This is a genomic window from Janthinobacterium sp. FW305-129 (genome assembly GCF_020858115.1).
Classification (GTDB): domain Bacteria; phylum Pseudomonadota; class Gammaproteobacteria; order Burkholderiales; family Burkholderiaceae_D; genus Janthinobacterium.
Genome location: NZ_JACYMM010000004.1, coordinates 123,772 through 141,952, shown reverse-complemented (window position 1 = coordinate 141,952; position 18,181 = coordinate 123,772). Strand labels below are relative to the sequence as shown.

The 18,181-nt window shown below is 63.0% G+C and carries 15 protein-coding genes; 1 reads left to right on the top strand and 14 read right to left on the bottom strand.

The window, feature by feature from the left end; genetic code table 11:
• Positions 1-71: 71 nt before the first annotated feature.
• The 5 genes from IGS61_RS09615 to IGS61_RS09595 form a co-directional block, all read right to left on the bottom strand.
• A complete protein-coding gene (locus IGS61_RS09615; protein WP_230539381.1) occupies positions 72-407 on the bottom strand; it encodes a phage tail assembly chaperone in 336 nt (111 codons plus the stop codon).
• Between the two features lie 8 nt (positions 408-415).
• Positions 416-868 carry a hypothetical protein gene (locus IGS61_RS09610; RefSeq protein ID WP_230539380.1) on the bottom strand — a complete coding sequence of 151 codons (453 nt, stop codon included), beginning with the start codon at positions 866-868 and terminating at the stop codon, positions 416-418.
• Positions 869-943: 75 nt separating this feature from the next.
• Positions 944-2,149: a phage tail tube protein gene (locus tag IGS61_RS09605; protein WP_230539379.1), complete on the bottom strand. Its 1,206-nt coding sequence runs from the start codon at positions 2,147-2,149 to the stop codon at positions 944-946.
• 331 nt (positions 2,150-2,480) lie between these two features.
• On the bottom strand, positions 2,481-3,023 hold the full coding sequence (locus IGS61_RS09600; protein ID WP_230539378.1) for a hypothetical protein: 543 nt from the start codon (positions 3,021-3,023) through the stop codon (positions 2,481-2,483).
• Positions 3,024-3,048: 25 nt separating this feature from the next.
• Complete coding sequence (locus IGS61_RS09595) at positions 3,049-3,462, bottom strand: FeoC-like transcriptional regulator (RefSeq protein ID WP_230539377.1); 414 nt, start codon at positions 3,460-3,462, stop codon at positions 3,049-3,051.
• A gap of 149 nt (positions 3,463-3,611) precedes the next feature.
• Between IGS61_RS09595 and IGS61_RS09590 the strand changes: the two genes are divergently transcribed.
• A complete protein-coding gene (locus IGS61_RS09590) occupies positions 3,612-4,325 on the top strand; it encodes a S24 family peptidase (RefSeq protein ID WP_230539376.1) in 714 nt (237 codons plus the stop codon).
• An 18-nt stretch (positions 4,326-4,343) separates the two neighbouring features.
• Here the strand turns inward: IGS61_RS09590 and IGS61_RS09585 are convergent, their stop codons facing one another.
• The 9 genes from IGS61_RS09585 to prpC form a co-directional block, all read right to left on the bottom strand.
• Positions 4,344-4,730, bottom strand: coding sequence for a hypothetical protein (locus IGS61_RS09585; RefSeq protein ID WP_230539375.1), 387 nt, complete (start codon positions 4,728-4,730; stop codon positions 4,344-4,346).
• 176 nt (positions 4,731-4,906) lie between these two features.
• Positions 4,907-7,297 carry a hypothetical protein gene (locus IGS61_RS09580; protein WP_230539374.1) on the bottom strand — a complete coding sequence of 797 codons (2,391 nt, stop codon included), beginning with the start codon at positions 7,295-7,297 and terminating at the stop codon, positions 4,907-4,909.
• Positions 7,298-7,310: 13 nt separating this feature from the next.
• Entirely contained in the window at positions 7,311-8,015 is a 705-nt protein-coding gene (locus IGS61_RS09575; protein WP_230539373.1) for a M12 family metallopeptidase, read from the bottom strand.
• A 209-nt stretch (positions 8,016-8,224) separates the two neighbouring features.
• Positions 8,225-10,114, bottom strand: a complete 1,890-nt coding sequence (locus IGS61_RS09570) for a propionate--CoA ligase (RefSeq protein ID WP_230539372.1) — start codon at positions 10,112-10,114, stop codon at positions 8,225-8,227.
• A gap of 60 nt (positions 10,115-10,174) precedes the next feature.
• Positions 10,175-11,401, bottom strand: a complete 1,227-nt coding sequence (locus tag IGS61_RS09565) for a hypothetical protein (RefSeq protein WP_230539371.1) — start codon at positions 11,399-11,401, stop codon at positions 10,175-10,177.
• 12 nt (positions 11,402-11,413) lie between these two features.
• Positions 11,414-12,949 (bottom strand): MBOAT family O-acyltransferase, encoded by a 1,536-nt coding sequence (locus tag IGS61_RS09560; RefSeq protein ID WP_230539370.1) that lies wholly within the window; start codon positions 12,947-12,949, stop codon positions 11,414-11,416.
• Between the two features lie 144 nt (positions 12,950-13,093).
• A complete protein-coding gene (gene prpF, locus IGS61_RS09555) occupies positions 13,094-14,293 on the bottom strand; it encodes a 2-methylaconitate cis-trans isomerase PrpF (RefSeq protein ID WP_230539369.1) in 1,200 nt (399 codons plus the stop codon).
• Between the two features lie 61 nt (positions 14,294-14,354).
• Positions 14,355-16,949 carry a Fe/S-dependent 2-methylisocitrate dehydratase AcnD gene (gene acnD / locus IGS61_RS09550; RefSeq protein WP_230539637.1) on the bottom strand — a complete coding sequence of 865 codons (2,595 nt, stop codon included), beginning with the start codon at positions 16,947-16,949 and terminating at the stop codon, positions 14,355-14,357.
• 11 nt (positions 16,950-16,960) lie between these two features.
• Positions 16,961-18,115 carry a bifunctional 2-methylcitrate synthase/citrate synthase gene (gene prpC, locus IGS61_RS09545; RefSeq protein WP_230539368.1) on the bottom strand — a complete coding sequence of 385 codons (1,155 nt, stop codon included), beginning with the start codon at positions 18,113-18,115 and terminating at the stop codon, positions 16,961-16,963.
• Positions 18,116-18,181: the final 66 nt, after the last annotated feature.

Below are 18,181 nucleotides of genomic sequence, written 5' to 3'. Positions count from 1 at the left end.
AGGCCACCCTCGCGACGACCGTAGTGTTTTCTGTGTCACCTCTGTTATAAAAAGGTCAGGTGGAAGCTTGCCTAATGCGACATGTTTTGATGGGCGATATAGGCTGCGTCGAGCTGATCGAGCAGCTCCTCTTCCCATGCCGTCAGACGGACACGATGCCGCAGTTGCCATGCCAGGATATCCAGGCTGCTCAAGGGATTGACCGCCATGCCGTTTTGGCGCTTGCGGCTCATCTGCACGAAAAATTGCCACACATGCGCCAATTCAAACGGCAGTTGCGCGCGAACGGGAGCCTGCGGCTCCCGGTAAAGTGGATGGCGCTTCGCGGCATCCAGGTGCTCGCCTTTCGCATTGCCATCGGCCGCCTTTGCCGAACGCTCAAACTGTTCGTCGGCAAAGAGCAGCAAGGCGGTGGCTAGACCGTCAAAAAATTGCCGTCCGCCTCGAGCGCAGCCAGCACTTTTTCCTGCCAGGACGGCATTTTTTCAAAAATCGCCTTCAGCAAAGCCGGGGAAGGTTGTACCGGCACGCCCTTGTCGACGAAACCAGGCATGCCCACCACCACAGCGATGGCGATCTTCATGTTGCGGTTTTCCGCCAGGTCATACAGTTCCGCCGCGCCTTCGTCCGTCTTTGCATCGATTTGCTTGCTTTTTTGCACCGAGCGCTTGATCGCCACCACCGACGTTTCGCGGATCACGGCACGGTACTGGTCGGAATTTTTGCTGACGATGTCAAAGCCCGCCTTGTGCGCACCGTCTTCGTCGAACAAGACCGACACCAGGTGTACCTGGTCCACGGGCTTGCTACCGTCATTCAGCAGGGAGATATCAAAACCAGCCGAGGCGATCATTTGTGCGTTGTTCATGTGTATTTTCTTTCTTGATAAAGGTAAAAAGTAAAAGGCCGCCATCACGGCGGCCCCGGTGCAGGCGCCAGTTACTTACAGCGCGCTGTCCTGGATGCTCAGGGTGGTCGCTTCATGCTGCGCATCGGTGCCCTTGTAGCGCAGGACGTCGAAGGCGCAGGTGACGATCTTGTTTTTCTCGCCATCGTCGATTTTGGCCGAGGTGATCTTGATGCGGCCCATGGCCAGCGCCAGCACGTCGGCGGTTGGCGCCGTGCCCGACGCCATGGCGTAGGCCAGCGGGATTTCCGTCTCGGACTTGAAGTAGTCGAGGTAGGTGGCGTCCTGCAGCAGCACAGTGAACTGGCCCGAGCCCATGACCTTGCCGCGCGAGGCGGCCGTGGCGTACTTCGAACCGATCACGGGGTCGACCTTGACCTGGCCGTCGAGCGAGACGGACATGCCGGTGCAGATCTGCGACGGGATGCCGTTCACCGACAGCATCGCCGTGGCGCCCGAGAACTTGCCGGAACCCGGCGCGGCCAGCGGCGTGGGGAAGTACGGCACGGCCGTGGTCGGGCCTTCCGCCTTGCCCATCAGGGTGAAGTCCAGGCTGGTGATGCCGTTCGGCTGCACGGCGATGTCCATCTTGCTGACCAGCTGGTCGACGAAGCTGCGGTGCACGCCGATCTTCGGGTCCTGCACTTCGGCCGTGAACCAGTCGGTGGTGTGGCCGCTCAAGGGGGTGAAGCTGCGCTTGCCCACGGCCGCCACGCCGACCGAGTCGCCGGCCGCCTTGACGATCATGGCCGAACCGTCCATGAACTGGCCATTCAGGTTGGTCGCCGTCACCGACGTGACGAAGAAGTTCTTAGCATTGTTGGCGGCGGCCGGCGCCGTCATGCCGGTGATGCGCACCACGCTGCCGGCGCGAAAGCCCTCGGCCAGCCAGGAACCGGCGCTGCGCGTCAGGCCGGAGGCGGCGGCAGCGATGGTGGTTTGCGCGGCAGCGACGCCGCCGGCCGTGAAGTCGCGGCGCAGCAGCGCTGCCATCAGCGGCGCATAGGTGCCGCACGCCGCTTCGGCCTTGATGGCGCCCGTGGTGCGGAAATTGCCCAGGCGGGTATCGCCCTGCTGCTGGCTGGCGTCGATTTCGGCGCTGGCGTATTTGTCCGCTTCCGTGTCGAAGGTGGCCGTGACGCGGGGATAAATCTGGCCGCCGCCGGCGGCGGCCTTGCTGCCTTCGGCGCTTTGTTTGCTGATAACGATCAAGCTGTCGATGCCGTTTGCTGTCGATGCCATAAGTAATACCTTTCGTGGGATGAAAAAAAAGACCACAGCTGTGGTCTTGAGGGGTGGAACTGCCAAGTATCGGGAAAATAGAAAGCCCGCGCGGCGCGGCGCCGGGCTGGCGTCCGGATGGCGCGAGGCCGTGCCGGACGGAATGGGCGAAGGGGGCCATGAAGGCCGTTCGCTGCGCTGATTTCCCCTATCGGTGTCGCGCCGAAAGCGCGTCTATTACGAGTGGAGAAGCATGTGGTCCTGCGGTGTTGCCGGTGTTGCTGTTGCTGCGTGATCGAGACTCTATTGTAGGGGCATTTTTTTCAGGGCCAGGCATATTGCAAAAAACTTTTCAGTGACCCAGGCGGCGCATGGCGCGGGCGCCGTGCGACTGAAAAATGCTTTCCAGCTCGCTGACCATGTCCTTGATGCGTTCGAGCTCGAAACCGCCGGAGCAGCTGATGGCCGCTTCGCCGGCGCCGTGACAAGCCTTGCAGACGACGGGCGCGCCGGCCTGCATGGCGGCGACGACGCCCGTGCCATGGCATGCCTTGCATTTGCTGTCGAGCCAATGCGCGAGCGACGCTTCGGCCACGCGGCGGTACAAGGTATTGGCGGCCTGCGCATCCCAGGCCGTCTGCGCCTTGACCCAGCGCCGCGCGCGGCCCTTCTGCGTCACGGCCGCCGTCCAGGCGCGCAGCAGCTGCGCCAGGTTGCCCGCATTGCCTTCGAACAAGCGGCTGACGGTGCCGTCCGCGTATTTGACGCGGCACAGCAAGGCGCCCATGTCGCCGGCCAGCGCGGCGGCCGCGATGACGTCCAGGTCGTGGTGGACGGCATCGTCGCGCAGGTTCTGCGACGACAGCGATGCGATGAATTTTTCTGCAAACCCCATGATTTTCTCCTCGTTGATTCTGGTCTTAATTTTCCTGCGCCGGTCCGAACAGGGCCGCCACCAGCGGATCGCGGCGCGCCGCACCACGTGGCCAGCTGGCCGTGCGGCGGACCTGCGGCGGCAGTGCGGCCCAGCCGTCGACCTCGTCGTCCTGCTCGCCCAGCGCATACAGGGCGGGCCGCTGGCGCCCCGGCTCCGTGCAATGGCGCTGTGCCAGGTGAATCTGTCCCATGCCGCACATGTGGCGCAAATAGCGGCTCATGGTGCCCGCATCGAGTCCCAGCAAGGCGGACAATTGCGCCGCGCTGGCCTGGCCCTGCTCGCGAATGTACTGTGCGATGCGGGCAATATGCAGCTGCGACTTCTTGCTGCGTCCCTGTAACTGGCGCCCCTGCCGCGGCACCGCCCTGCTTTCAACCGACTGACTGCTGTTCAACATCTGCCTGACCTCCCGTGGTGTCGCCCACCGGTAAACGCTGTAGTACGTTTGCGACAGGCAACGAGTGGACTTTATCAATCGCTAATGTTAAAGTCAAGCATTTGGTAATTTATCAAACGGTAAATTTCAGGTTTAATGTGGAGATGAATATGTATCAATACAGACGCGACCGCCTGCTGGCCCTGATCCGCGAACACTACGACAACACACGCAAGAAAATTTCCGACGTCAGCGGCTGGAGCGAGGCGCGCATCTCGCAAATCCTCTCGCCCACCTACCGCGAGGGACGCGCCTTCAGCGAGAAGATCGCGCGCAAGCTGGAAGCGGACCTGCAACTGGACAGCATGTATTTCGACCAGGGCGCGGCGCCCGACCAGGCGGCGCTGGCCGCACGCGCGCTGGCCGGCGTGCAGCCTGTGGTCGTGGAAGATGGCGAGGACGAGCGCTTCTACCCGATTCGCAAGGTCAAATTGCGCCTGTCGGCCGGGATCACGGGCTTTGCCATCGAACCGGAAACGCACGACGGCAGCACCATCAGCGTGCCGCGCAGCTGGGTCGAGCGCAATGGCTACCACCCAGAAAAACTGGTGGCGATCAAGGTCAAGGGCGAGAGCATGGAGCCGGCCCTGTACGAGGACGACGTGGTGATCATCAATACGGCCGACAACCGGCCGGCCGATGGCATCGTGTTTGCCATCAATTACGAAGGCGAGCCGGTGGTCAAGCGCATGGCGCGCGATATCGGCGAGTGGTGGCTGACGTCGGACAACCCGGACCAGCGCAAATACCACCGCAAGCTATGCCGTGGCAATGAATGCCTGATCGTCGGCCGGGTCGTGCGCAAGGAAAGCGACCGGATCTGAACAGGCGCGACGCGCATCTCAGGGCAAGCGCCATCCCTTGTAGGCGGCGGCATCGTCCATCGGCAGGGGCGCCGCAACGCCGGTGGCATGGGCGAAGCTGACGTAATCGACGATATCGATGCGCACGGCAATATCGTCCTCGCCAGGAGGACAGGTACGCAGCCTGAACGTCAAGGAAATGCAGGACGCTGCTGCGGGTCCGGAGTATTTATGGCCGAATACTTTCCATACGGGCGTAGCGCCCTGCTGGCGTATGCCGGCAAGCCACAGGACGCCAGGCAAGGCCAGCTCGCCAGGACTGCCCCCATCCCATGGCTGGCCCGATACTGCATCAACCCGTGTTGCGTCCCCCAGCTCGGCCATTACCGCCAGCATCGATGGCACCACCGCCCGGTTCTCGGCCATCCCGATCCAGAAACACTCTTCGTCCGCCAACGGCAGCAGCCATGCACCTGCCGCATTGCGCCCGATTGGCAGCGCACCGAGACTGGCAGGAGGTTGCTCAACCAAACCCGTCGGCGGATAACGGAAACGCTGAAAGGTCAATGTCAAATGCTGCCCCAACGCAAGGCGGCCAGGCGTCATGGCAGCGGCGCGGGTACCAGCAGTTCCAGCGCGGATGGCGGCAGCTGCAATTGCCGCGCCTTCATCTGCCAGGGATCGGCCTGCGCAGGCGGCGCCATGGCCATGGCAGGGACGACAGGCGCAGGCGAAGCGAGGGCCTTGCGCAAGGTAGCGCTTACGGCATTCCGGATATCCGCATCGATAGCCCACGCCATAAACGGTGGCAAGGGGGCAAGCGCCTGTACCCGGCTCCACATGGCGGAAGGAAGGTTGATACGTCCACCTTGCGCAGCCCGCACCAGCAAGGGCCAGCTGCGCGCGAACAGGGGCGGCCCATCGAGCGCCACATCCTGCGGCACCCTGATGTCGGGGCACTGCAGGGCCAGCGCCACCCAGTCAGGGTGCGTGGATCCGAGCAGAGGCAGTAACGATTGCACGACAGGATCGAGTTTGCCCATGGGACGATACCGGTCGCGCTCGAACTCCAGCAGCAACAGGTGGGCGCCTATGAGGCCGAGGATAGGATTGTCTGCATTTTGCAGCAACAGGTCTTCCAGACCATCACTGAGTATGCGCCGCTCGTCGGCAAGCGCCAGACGGGCGTTCTCGGCCAGTTGATCGCTGCCATAATCCAACGGAGCGCCCGTTACGACCCTGTGCATCATCAGCGACACACGCGGCCGCACGGATAGCTTGTCCGTGCCGGGGGTACCTCGGCGCAACAGGTACACTTCCAGCCGCCATCCCTTGCGGATAATCAAACTCTGTTCCAGTACGGTGCCATCCTTCAACGTCTGGCGCAGGAAATACGGACCAGGCACCAGCTCCCTGCTGCCCACGGCATACGGATCGGCGTCGCGCTGCAATGCCGCATCGCGCGCGCAATCGAAAACGGTGGTACCGTCGGCATCGACGACGGATACACCGTGCCACGGTTCGCTGTGCATCAACCTGGCATTTCCGCCAGCATAGGCGCGCACCATGAGCAGCAGCACTCCGTTGCCCGCATCGACCGCCTGCCTGCTGGCCGCCTCGAGCGCCCGCATCCGGGCTTCGGTATGCGCCGGCAGCGAGGATGTTGCTCCAGGCAAGGGGACTACCGCCGATGGCGGAAGCGTGACGCTGGCGGCATCGATCGATATACTGTCGCGATCGAGCATGATGACGCGCTGGCTGATGGCGCGGCCGGAGCGCATCTTGATCTTGAACAAGCCGAACGGCAATGACACCGCCAAGCTCCCTGGCTGGCTGTCAACCAGCGACAGGCGCTGATCGATGACAAAGATCTCCGTGGTCAGGTTCCCCGGATCGACCTTGAGGCGGAAGATTTCCTCCACTGCGGGCATCTCGACCTCAGGCCCCGTTTCCTGTACCTGAACCCGCATGTCGCACAGCACTTCAAAGCCCTGCGACAAGCCCAGGGCCGGTACCTGCAGCAAGTAAAGTCCCGGCGCCAGCAACTGCTCCGTTCCATCGACGGTGAACTGCTGCGCGACAGGCGGCACGCCGCTCCACAGCCAGGCGGCATGGCCAAGCGCCTCAGGCGGGAATTCGAACGCCACGCGATAGCGCAATGGTGCGATGCCGCGGGCGAAAACCAGCGCGCGGTCCTCCTGCAGGATTTCAGGTTCCAGCGCGACCTCGCTGCTGGCGCGTTGGTCCTCCGTCATCAGGGCCGACTGGGCATTGCGCACCCAGTCGGCCAGGCTGCGCCCCGTGACCCGGCCGTTATGGTCGGCCGCCGCCCCGCGCAAGCCTTGCAGCAAGGCCCAGGTAAACACCCCGTGCACCTTGCCGTCGGCCGGCATGAGCCTTTCGACCGCCTTCAACGGCCGCTGCGCGGCAAAAGCCACAAAGTTGGCCCGCGGCGGGATGCCGGCATTAATCACGTTCAACAGCGGATCGCGCACCGGCTCGAGCGCCATGCGATCCATGCAGCAGTCCATCCACAGCACGAATTCACGAAACAGTGCGCTGTCCTGCAGCCAGTTGAGCCAACCGGTGGCGTGGATATGGGCATTCATGCGCGGCGTGGCATCGGCGGTAAACAGGCAGGCACTATTGCGCCGGCTCGAAAAACCATGGCCCGTCATGAACAGGTACAGACGCTCCCCCACCTGCATGCTCTTGCCAGCTAGCCGGTTGGCTTCGGCAAGGTCGGCGATCCGCGCCAGCGCCGCCTCCAGTTCGGAGCCCGTGGGCCGGGGCTTGCCCGCCACGGCCGCCGCGGCATCGGAAATAATGACGTGGATCGTGCTGTCATCGGCAAAGGCGCCGCCTTGCGGATCCAGCAACCACTCCTTGATGGCATCGACATCGTTAACGGGGCCGAGCAGCCTGGCCGGTTGTTCATCCTCGCCCAATCCCGGATAGTCGCCAATGCCGATTAATATCGCATGGTCCGGCATCTATCCCCCTCGCTTATCGGTAGGTATCCCTGATGAATTTCTTGTCCTGCTCGGACAAGCGGGAATTGAAGCCGACCGAGGTGCCATCCTCCGTCCACGCCAGCGGGATCGGATACATCATGATCGAATCACGATCCAGCTTGGTCGCCACCACCTGATCCAGCGTATACTTCTGGAACATGTTGCGCTCGATCGTATCCATGTCCCAGTTGTTCGGCGGCCCGCTCAGGTCGCGGATCACGGCATCGCGGTTCCATTTGATGCCGCCGTCCCTGGGGTTCATGTGTTCATGCGTCAAGCCGAGCAAATGGCCGAATTCATGCAATACCACGCTGCGCACTTCCTCATCGCTGGACCCCGTCGTCAGCCAGCCGAAGTTCATCGTCGGCTTCGGTTCCGGTATGCTCCTGCACATGGTGCCCATGTAAGACCACGAACCATTCCCCTGCTGGAATGCGATACGCACGTCGCTAGGGCCGTGCTGGACGAATGAGAATGTCAGATTCGCCAGCTTGTCCCATTCATTGGCAACCTGGCGCACCCGCTCTTGCAATTCCGCATTGCCCTCAAGAAAACGTATGGTGATGACGCTATGATCCGGCCATTTCGCGTCCCGCAAAAGGACGCCCTTGGTCTGGTGCTCAAGCACCTCGCGCTGCTTGGGGTCGATGTCTTTGCTCGTAAAACAACTGCAATAGTATTGTTTATTCGCCGGCATGGTCGTCTCCCGTCATGGTGAGGATGGATATCAGGACTGGTATGAATAGGGAGAAAACAGCAGTGCAGTGCAAGCCTGACAGGCAGCGGCCGTATCTCCTTTCCATAAGACGGACGCCAATGAAAAAAGGTTCATTTTTATTTTTTTCGCAACTATCGATCGCCTGCGCCTGGGTACGGGCCCATCGTGATGAGGGCCCGTCAGGCCGATCAGACTGCCAGTGCGCTTTGAATGTGCTGCAAGCATGCCGGATCGTCCATCGACGTCAGGTCGCCCGGGCTGCGTCCTTCGCAGATGGCCTGGATCGAACGGCGCAGCAGCTTGCCCGAACGCGTCTTCGGCAGCTGCGCCACGAACAGCACGCGCGCGGGCCGCGCCACGGCGCCCAGCTGACGGTCGACCACGGCCATCACTTCGCGTTCCAGCAGCGCCTTCGCCTCGATGCTGTCGACGCCCTGCGGATTCTTCAGGATCACGAAAGCCATCGCCACCTGGCCTTTGAGCTTGTCCTCCACGCCCACCACCGCCACTTCCGACACGTTCGGATGGCTGGTGATGCTTTCCTCGATCTCGCGCGTGCCCAGGCGGTGGCCAGCCACATTGATCACGTCGTCCGTGCGCCCGAGGATGAAATAATAGCCATCGGCGTCGCGCACGCCCCAGTCGAAGGTGGAATACACTTGCCGCCCGCCGAAGGTGGACCAGTAGGTGTCGACGAAACGCGCATCGTCGCCGTAGACCGTCTGCATGCAGCCCGGCGGCAGCGGGCCTTCCAGCACCAGCACGCCCTTCTCGTTGGCGCCGCACTCCTCGCCCGTCGCCTCGTTGAGCAGCTTGACCTGGTAGCCGTACATGGCCAGACCCGGACTGCCCAGGCGCGTCGGGGTGTCGGCCACGCCTTTCGCCACCGACAAAATCGGCCAGCCCGTCTCCGTCTGCCAGTAGTTGTCGATGATGTCCACTTTCAGCTCGTCAGCGATCCATTGCGAGGTGGTTTCATCGAGCGGTTCGCCCGCCAGGTACAGCGCCTTCAGGGAGGACAGGTCGTATTTGCGCATCAGCTCCACCGGATGCTTGCGCAGCACGCGGATGGCCGTCGGCGCCGAGAACATGCGCGTGACCCTGTATTTCTCGACGATGCTCCACCAGATGCCCGCATCGGGGCAGATCGGCAAGCCCTCGTACAGGATGGTGGCCATGCCGGCGATCAGCGGGCCATACACGATGTAGGAATGGCCCACCACCCAGCCGATATCCGAGGTGGCAAAGAAGGTTTCGCCGGGCTTGCCGCAGAAGTTATACTGCATCGACGAGGCCAGCGCCACCGCATAGCCGCCCACGTCGCGCTGCACGCCCTTCGGCTTGCCCGTCGTGCCCGAGGTGTACAGCACGTACGAAGGCTCGTTCGATTCGAGCCAGGCGACGGGCACCCGCGCGTCCAGGTGCTGCTCGCGCAGGGTCGCGTAATCGACGTCGCGGCCCGGCGTCAGTTCCATCGGCACCAGATGGCGGTCGACCAGCAGCACCTGCAGCGGCTTGTGCGCGGCGATGCGGATGGCTTCGTCGAGCAGCGGCTTGTAGGCGATCGCCTTGCCGTTGCGCGAACCGGCATCGGCGGAAAACACCAGCTTGGGCTGTGCATCGTCGATGCGGCTGGCCAGGCTGTTGGCGGCAAAACCGCCGAACACCACGGAATGCACGGCGCCGATGCGGGCGCACGCGAGCATGGCAAACGCCGCCTCGGCGATCATCGGCATGTAGATCAGGACGCGGTCGCCCTTGACGACGCCCAGCGACAGCAAAATGGCGGCGCAGCGTTCCACTTCGCGCTGCAGTTCGCGAAAGCTGTAGCTGCGCTCCGTGTTCGTTTCGGTGGAAATGGCGATCAGCGCGGCGGCGTCGCCCTGGCTGTCCACCCAGCGGTCAACGGCGTTATGGCACAAATTGGTGGTGCCGCCGACGAACCATTTGGCGAAAGGCGGGCGGGAATAATCGAGCACTTGCGAAAACGGGGTGTGCCAGTCGATCTTGTCCGCTTCCTCGCGCCAGAAAGCGTCAGGCGTGTCGATCGAGCGTTGATAAAATGCTGCGAAATTCATGTCTCCTCCGGTAGGCGTGCAATCTGTGTTTTTTTGTTCGTGCATGTTCTGCTTATCTGTTCATCTGCTTCCTCCAGTGTGGCTATGCTGTGTGGCGAGCAGCTGCCTTGAAAACAATGCTGGCTGCGCCGCCGCGCAACTGTTGCGTTCCCGCGCGATCCGCGCGCGGTTTTCCTCGAGGCTGGCGTCATCGAGCGGCATGCCAAACTGCCCATCGCCAGGCGCAACATCCTGCGGCGACATCACGCGCTGCAATACGATATCGCCCAGCGCCTTCTTGAAATGTCCGGCCTCCCAATACCAGCGCGTGGCAGTGCCGCGCTCATTGGCGGCGGGTATCGGCTCGCAGTTGTATGCGCCATAGCCGCTGAAATCCGTGAGGGAAATATGCGCATCCGGGTAGCGCGCCCTGACCGCGCCAATTTCCCGCACCAGCTGTGCTTTCCATACTTCGAACAGGGGCCACAGCCCCGCAGCCTCGAACATGGCCAGCATTTGCGCGTGATACGGATAGATCACCAGCTTGATATCGGCCTCGGTGGCCGCCATCGCCAGCAAAAAGGTGCGCAGCAATTGAAAGTCTTCGGTGGCAAGGCTCCGCGTCGATTTGCGGCGCAAGTTGGCGGCGCTTTCCTGCGCCCGCTGCGTGAACATCTTGTGGTAACCATCCCGGCGCGCATGGGCGCCGTACTCCAGCATGGGATTGAAGCCATCGGCCGACAAGGTGGCCGCCTCATCGTCGTGCTGAATGCGCAGCGTCTGCGCCGCATCCCTGACGGAGGCCAGCGAAAAGAGCGCATCGAAGCGCCAGAAGGCGCGGCCATGCGCCGGCGTGGCGGCCGCAGGCGCCGGAAGTGCGGACGGTGCGACGGCGGGATTGAGAAAATCGATGAATTCCACGCCCACGATGACCGTGCGTGGCCGGACGCCGGCCTCGCGCAGTTGCGCAAACTGGCTGGCGGACGTCGCCAGGCCCGTGCCCGGAATCGCCAGATTGTAGCCGGGGCCCAGCGCCGACAAGGCGCCGGCGCGCGGATCGAAGCCGATCTCCGCGCGCGAATTGCCGAGGATGATGAAGCGCGGCTGCCTGCGCAGCGCATGTTCCTGCTTGATCTGGTTCTGGTAGCGGCTCAGGCCCGGCTTGACGGCATTGAAATTATCGCGCCGGACGACGCCATACAGGCCATAAGGGTCGACGACGAAAACGAAGGCGCCCACCAGCACGGCGCCCCCCGCCAGCACCAGCGCCAGTACGGCCAGATAGGATTTGAAAGGGGATGCCGTCATGATGCGCCCTCTCTAGAATTGAAAATACAGGAATTCAGCGGGGCGGTTCAGGGCCAGCATGCTCGCCAGCGCGAGCACGGCGATGGCGGCCGCCCAGGCAGGCGAGGCGCGCCAGGTGAGCCAGGCCCGCAGGTGTCGCCCACCGGCAGAAAAATCCAGCGCCGGATCAAAGTGGCGCATGATCTGCTGCGTATTCGGCATGGAAAAAGTAATCAGCGCTGCTACCGCTATCCACGTCCAGCTTTCAATGAACACCGTGCCGCCGCCCAGGTAATAGCCCGTGCCGATGGCGGCCAGCACAGGCTGAAGCGGCAGTAAATGGGGCGCCAGCGCATCGGGCAAGTCCAGGCCAAAGTCGCCCGCCATGCCTTGGATGATTGTCAGGGCGGTTGCCATGTCGGGTGCGCGAAAGAAGACCCAGGCGACGCAGACGGCAATGAAAGTGAGGACCGTCGCCAGGATGTTGCCAACGCGCGTATCGGACGGCAGGTGAAGCTTGCACGCCACCGTGCTCCAGCCCTTGTGGATGGCCAGGTAAGCGCCGTGCAGCGCCCCCCAGACGATAAAATTCCAGCCGGCGCCATGCCACAGGCCGCCCAGCACCATGGTGATCATCAGGTTCAGGTAGCGCCGCGCGGGTCCGCAGCGGTTGCCGCCCAGCGGAATGTACAGGTAGTCGCGCAGGAAACGCGACAGTGTCATGTGCCAGCGGCGCCAGAATTGCGCGATATTGCGCGCTTTATAGGGCGAATCGAAGTTCAAGGGCAGGCGCACGCCGAACAGGCGCGACAAGCCGATGGCCATGTCCGAATAGCCGGAAAAATCGAAGTACAGCTGGAAGGTGTAGGCCAATACGCCGCCCCAGGCGGCCAGCAGCGAGGGCGCGGCAGGGTTATCGAACAGCGGCGCCGCATACGGACCGATGTTATCGGCGACCAGGACTTTTTTCGCCAGGCCGATGAAGAAGATCGTACTGCCGATGGCCACATTCCTGGCCGAGAGGCGAAAGATGCGCCGGTCGGCAAACTGCGGCATCATTTCCTTGTGGTGCAATACGGGGCCGGCGATCAGGTGCGGGAAATAGGTGACAAACAGCAGATAGTGGACAAAGCGGCTTTCCTGCGCCTTGCCCTGGTAGGTATCGACCAGGAAGGCGATCTGCGTAAAGGTGAAAAACGAAATGCCGATGGGCAGGATCACATGCAGGGCGGGCAGCGGCTGCGCCAGCAATTGCGCCACGCTGGCGACGAAGAAGCCCGCGTACTTGTAATACGCAAGCAGGCCCAGATTGGCGGCGATGGCCGCCGTCAACAGCGCCTTGCGGTGCCTGCCGCGTCCAGGCCCGAGCCGGCCCGCGCAGCCGTAGTTGAAGACGATGGAGCCGAGCAGCAGCGGCACATAGCGGTAATCCCACCAGCCGTAGAACAGCAGCGAGGCGCCGGCCAGCCAGGCGGCGGCCCATAACTGGCTGCGCCGTCCCAGGATGAAAAATCCGGCCACCGTGATGGGCAGATAGGCAAACAGGAAGACGTAGGAATTAAATAGCATCGGTTCACCAGTCAGGAAGCGTGGGAGACCGCCACCGCGCGTACATCGCGGCTGACGCTCCCCCATTTTCCTTGCCGTTCAGTTTCTTTGCTAGCAGAAATATCAACTTATCTGCATGCGCATCCGCCCATTTGACCTGACAGCTTAAAACGCGTCGCCGGGAATGCGCACAACACCTTCCATCAGCACGCGCGCGCTGCGGCTCATGATGGCCTTGGTGACGCTCCATTGGCCATCGACCTGCTGCGCTTGCGCGCCCACCGTCAGGGTGCCGGAGGGGTGGCCGAAGCGCACCGCGTTGCGGGGACCGCCGCCCGCCGCCAGGTTCACCAGGGTGCCGGGAATGGCCGCTGCCGTGCCGATGGCAACTGCCGCCGTGCCCATCATGGCGTGGTGCAGCTTGCCCATGGACAGGGCGCGCACCAGCAGGTCGACGTCGCCCGCTTCCACCTTTTTGCCGCTGGACGAGACATAGCCGGCCGGTTTGGCAACAAACGCCACTTTCGGCGTGTGCTGGCGCTTCGCCGCTTCATCCAGGCGGGAGATCAAACCCATGCGCAGGGCGCCGTGCGCGCGGATGGTCTCGAAACGGGCCAAGGCTGCCGGATCGCCGTTGATGGCGTCCTGCAGTTCCGTGCCCGCGTAGCCGATGGCGTCCGCATCGACGAAAATCGTCGGGATGCCGGCGTTGATCATGGTGACTTTCAACACGCCGATGCCGGGCACGTCGAGGTCATCGACCAGGTTGCCGGTAGGGAACATGGCCGAACTGCCAGCATCGCCGCCCTCCTCGTCCGCGGCCGGGTCGAGAAATTCCAGTTTCACTTCGGCGGCCGGAAAGGTCACGCCATCGAGCTCGAAGTCGCCCGTTTCCTGCACTTCGCCATGCGTCATGGGCACGTGGGCGATGATGGTCTTGCCGATATTGGCTTGCCAGATGCGCACCGTGGCGATGCCGTCGGCAGGCACGCGCGCCGCGTCCACCAGGCCGCTGGCAATGGCAAACGAGCCGACGGCGGCCGACAGATTGCCGCAATTGCCGCTCCAGTCGACGAAGGGCTTGTCGATGGAAACCTGGCCGAACAGGTAGTCGACGTCGTGCTCCGGCTTGCTGCTTTTCGCCAGGATCACCGTCTTGCTGGTGCTCGACGTGGCGCCGCCCATGCCGTCGATCTGCTTGCCGTAGGGGTCGGGGCTGCCGATAACGCGCAGCAGGAGCGCATCGCGCGCGGCGCCCGGCACTTGCGCGCTGGCGGGCAAATCCTGCAGGCGGAAGAACACGCCCTTGCTGGTGCCGCCGCGCATGTAGGTGGCGGGGATCTTGATTTGGGGTACGTGGGTCATGAAATTTCCTGAAAAGCCGGGCAGCGCGCGCCTGCGCGCCACCCGGTGAATGACGAACTGCTTACGCTGCCTTGGACGATTCGAGGAAATCCTGCGCGAATCGTTGAAGAACGCCTCCCGCCTCGTAGATCGACACCTCTTCCGCCGTATCGAGACGGCAGGTGACGGGCACTTCCAGCGTTTCGCCGCTCTTGCGATGGATCAACAAGGTCAAAGTGGAGCGCGGCGTGCGTTCGCCCACGACATCATACGTTTCGCTGCCGTCCAGGCCCAGGGTCTTGCGGTTCACACCAGGCAAAAACTCCAGCGGCAAGACGCCCATGCCCACCAGGTTGGTGCGGTGGATGCGTTCAAAACCTTCGGCCACGATGGCTTCCACGCCGGCCAGGCGCACGCCCTTGGCGGCCCAGTCGCGCGAGGAACCCTGGCCATAGTCGGCGCCGGCGATGATGATCAGGGGCTGCTTGCGCTCCATGTACACCTCGATGGCTTCCCACATGCGCGAGATCTTGCCTTCCGGCTCGATGCGCGTGAGCGAACCGGCCTTCACTTTGCCATCCTCGATGACCATCTCGTTTTTCAGGGTCGGGTTGGCGAACGTGGCGCGCTGCGCCGTCAAGTGGTCGCCCCGGTGCGTGGCATAGGAATTGAAGTCTTCCTCGGGCAAGCCCATCTTCGCCAGGTATTCGCCGGCCGCGCTGTCGAGCATGATGGCGTTCGATGGCGACAAGTGGTCGGTGGTGATGTTGTCGCCGAGGACAGCCAGCGGACGCATGCCTTTCAATGGGCGTGCGCCAGCCAGCGCGCCTTCCCAGTACGGCGGCCGGCGGATGTACGTCGTCTGCGGACGCCAGTCGTACAGGGGGCTGACCTTGATGCCGTCATCCGCCTGCGCGGCAAACATCGGGATGTACACCTTGCGGAACTGCTCCGGCTTGACGCTGGACGCGACGATGGCGTCGATTTCCTCGTCGGATGGCCAGATGTCCTTTAACAAAATCGGCTTGCCATCCGCGTCATGGCCCAGCACATCCTTTTCGATATCGAAGCGGATGGTGCCGGCGATCGCGTAGGCCACCACCAGCGGCGGCGAGGCGAGGAAAGCCTGCTTCGCGTACGGGTGGATGCGGCCGTCGAAGTTGCGGTTGCCCGACAGGACGGCCGTAGCGTACAGGTCGCGCGACACCACTTCTTCCTGGATCACGGGATCGAGCGCGCCTGACATGCCGTTGCACGAGGTGCAGGCGAATGCCACCACGCCAAAGCCCAAGTTTTCAAGCTCCGGCATCAGGCCCGCTTCCTGCAGATACAGTTCCACGGTTTTCGAGCCTGGCGCCAGCGACGATTTCACCCAGGGTTTACGGGTCAGGCCCAGGCGGTTCGCATTGCGCGCGATCAAACCGGCGGCGATCATGTTGCGCGGGTTGTTCGTATTCGTGCAGCTGGTGATGGCGGCGATGATGACGGCGCCGTCCGGCATCTTGCCCGGCTCGTTTTCCACCACGCCGGAAATGCCGCGCGCGGCCAGCTCGGACGTCGGCACGCGGTTGTGCGGGTTCGACGGCCCGGCGATATTGCGCACGACGGACGACAAGTCAAACGTCAGCACGCGCTCGTACTGCGCGTCGGCCAGGCTGTCGGCCCACAGGCCCGTTTCCTTCGCATACAGCTCCACCAGTTTCACCAGTTCGTCGTCGCGGCCCGTCAGCTTCAGGTACTTGATGGTTTGCGCGTCGATGTAGAACATGGCGGCCGTGGCGCCGAATTCCGGCGCCATGTTGGAAATCGTGGCGCGGTCGCCCAGGGTCAGATGCGACGCGCCTTCGCCAAAGAATTCCAGGTAGGACGAGACGACCTTCTGCTTGCGCAAAAATTCCGTCAGCGCCAGCACCGTGTCGGTCGCCGTGATGCCCGGCTGTGGTTTACCCGTCAGCTTGACGCCGATGATGTCGGGCAAACGCATCCACGAAGCGCGGCCCAGCATCACGCTTTCCGCTTCCAGGCCGCCTACGCCGATGGCGATCACGCCCAGCGCGTCGACCATGGGCGTGTGCGAATCCGTGCCCACCAGGGTATCAGGATAGGCTACACCATTTTGCACCTGGATCACGGGCGACATGCGCTCAAGATTGATCTGGTGCAAGATGCCGTTGCCTGGTGGAATCACATCGACGTTCTTGAACGCTTTTTTCGTCCAGTCGATGAAGTCGAAACGGTCTTCGTTGCGGCGGTCTTCGATGGCGCGGTTCTTGGCGAAGGCGTCGGGGTCGAAACCGCCGCATTCGACGGCCAGCGAATGGTCCACCACCAGCTGCGTCGGCACGACGGGGTTGACCAGGGCCGGGTCGCCGCCCTGGGCCGCGATGGCGTCGCGCAGGCCGGCCAGGTCGACCAGGGCCGTCTGGCCCAGGATGTCATGACAGACGACGCGCGCGGGAAACCAGGGGAAATCGAGGTCGCGGCGGCGTTCGATGAACTGGCTCAGCGAAGCGTTCAGGGTGGCCGGGTCGCAGCGGCGCACGAGGTTTTCGGCCAGCACGCGCGAGGTGTAGGGCAAGGTGGCATAGGCGCCTGGCTGGATCGCATCGACGGCGGCACGCGTGTCGAAGTAGTCTAGCTGGGTGCCCGGCAAGGGTTTGCGGTACAAGGTGTTCATGTTGGTGCTCATTATTTGCGGTCCTTGATCGGCACGAATTCCAGGTCTTCCGGACCCACGTAGTTGGCGCTCGGGCGGATGATCTTGTTGTCGATGCGCTGTTCGATGATGTGGGCGGCCCAGCCCGAGGTGCGCGAAATGACGAACAGCGGCGTAAACATCGCCGTCGGCACGCCCATCATGTGGTACGAGACAGCCGAGAACCAGTCCAGGTTCGGGAACATGTTCTTGATTTCCCACATGACCGATTCCAGGCGCTCGGCGATGTCGAACATCTTGGTCGATCCCGCTTCCAGCGACAGATTGCGCGCCACTTCCTTGATGACGACGTTGCGCGGGTCGGAAATCGTGTAGACGGGGTGGCCGAAACCGATCACCACTTCCTTGTTGGCGACGCGCTCGCGGATATCCGCTTCCGCTTCATCGGGGTTGTCGTAGCGTTTCTGGATCTCCAGCGCCACTTCGTTGGCGCCGCCGTGTTTCGGGCCGCGCAGCGCGCCGATGGCGCCCGTGATGGCCGAGTGAATGTCCGACCCCGTGCCGGCGATGACGCGGCTGGTGAAGGTCGAAGCGTTGAATTCGTGTTCCGCGTACAGGATCAGCGACGTGTGCATGGCTTTTTCCCACGACGCCGACGGTTTTTCGCCGTGCAGCAGGTGCAGGAAGTGGCCGCCGATCGAGTCGTCGTCCGTTTCCACCTCGATGCGCTTGCCGTTATGACTGTAGTGGTACCAGTACAGCAGCATGGAGCCGAACGACGCCATCAGGCGGTCGGCGATGTCGCGCGCGCCCGGCGCGTTATGGTCGTCTTTTTCCGGCAGGGTGCAGCCCAGCACGGAGACGCCAGTGCGCATCACGTCCATCGGGTGGGCGGCGGCCGGCAGCGCTTCCAGCGCCAGCTTCACGGCCGACGGCAAGCCGCGCAAGGATTTCAGCTTGGCCTTGTAGCCCTTCAGTTCGGCGGCGGTGGGCAGCTTGCCGTGCACCAGCAGATAGGCGATTTCCTCGAATTCGCAGCTGTCGGCCACGTCCAGAATGTCGTAGCCGCGGTAGTGCAAATCGTTGCCGGTCTTGCCGACCGAGCACAGCGCCGTATTGCCGGCGGTGACGCCGGACAGGGCGACGGATTTTTTAGGCTTGAAAGTGGCGGCTTGCGGTGCGGTCATTGTGTTCTCCAGATTGAATAGTCTCGGGTGCGTCACTGCGGGACCGGCATGCGGTCCCTGCTTCTT

Excerpts from the sequence above, each read along its gene's own strand:
- IGS61_RS09560 (WP_230539370.1), bottom strand. The coding sequence starts at position 12,949 with ATGCTATTTAATTCCTACGTCTTCCTGTTTGCCTATCTGCCCATCACG.
- IGS61_RS09610 (WP_230539380.1), bottom strand. The coding sequence starts at position 868 with ATGAACAACGCACAAATGATCGCCTCGGCTGGTTTTGATATCTCCCTG.
- IGS61_RS09570 (WP_230539372.1), bottom strand. The coding sequence starts at position 10,114 with ATGAATTTCGCAGCATTTTATCAACGCTCGATCGACACGCCTGACGCT.
- IGS61_RS09590 (WP_230539376.1), top strand. The coding sequence starts at position 3,612 with ATGTATCAATACAGACGCGACCGCCTGCTGGCCCTGATCCGCGAACAC.
- IGS61_RS09600 (WP_230539378.1), bottom strand. The coding sequence starts at position 3,023 with ATGGGGTTTGCAGAAAAATTCATCGCATCGCTGTCGTCGCAGAACCTG.
- prpF (WP_230539369.1), bottom strand. The coding sequence starts at position 14,293 with ATGACCCACGTACCCCAAATCAAGATCCCCGCCACCTACATGCGCGGC.
- IGS61_RS09605 (WP_230539379.1), bottom strand. The coding sequence starts at position 2,149 with ATGGCATCGACAGCAAACGGCATCGACAGCTTGATCGTTATCAGCAAA.
- IGS61_RS09575 (WP_230539373.1), bottom strand. The coding sequence starts at position 8,015 with ATGCCGGCGAATAAACAATACTATTGCAGTTGTTTTACGAGCAAAGAC.
- IGS61_RS09565 (WP_230539371.1), bottom strand. The coding sequence starts at position 11,401 with ATGACGGCATCCCCTTTCAAATCCTATCTGGCCGTACTGGCGCTGGTG.
- IGS61_RS09595 (WP_230539377.1), bottom strand. The coding sequence starts at position 3,462 with ATGTTGAACAGCAGTCAGTCGGTTGAAAGCAGGGCGGTGCCGCGGCAG.
- acnD (WP_230539637.1), bottom strand. The coding sequence starts at position 16,949 with ATGAACACCTTGTACCGCAAACCCTTGCCGGGCACCCAGCTAGACTAC.
- IGS61_RS09585 (WP_230539375.1), bottom strand. The coding sequence starts at position 4,730 with ATGGCCGAGAACCGGGCGGTGGTGCCATCGATGCTGGCGGTAATGGCC.
- IGS61_RS09580 (WP_230539374.1), bottom strand. The coding sequence starts at position 7,297 with ATGCCGGACCATGCGATATTAATCGGCATTGGCGACTATCCGGGATTG.
- prpC (WP_230539368.1), bottom strand. The coding sequence starts at position 18,115 with ATGACCGCACCGCAAGCCGCCACTTTCAAGCCTAAAAAATCCGTCGCC.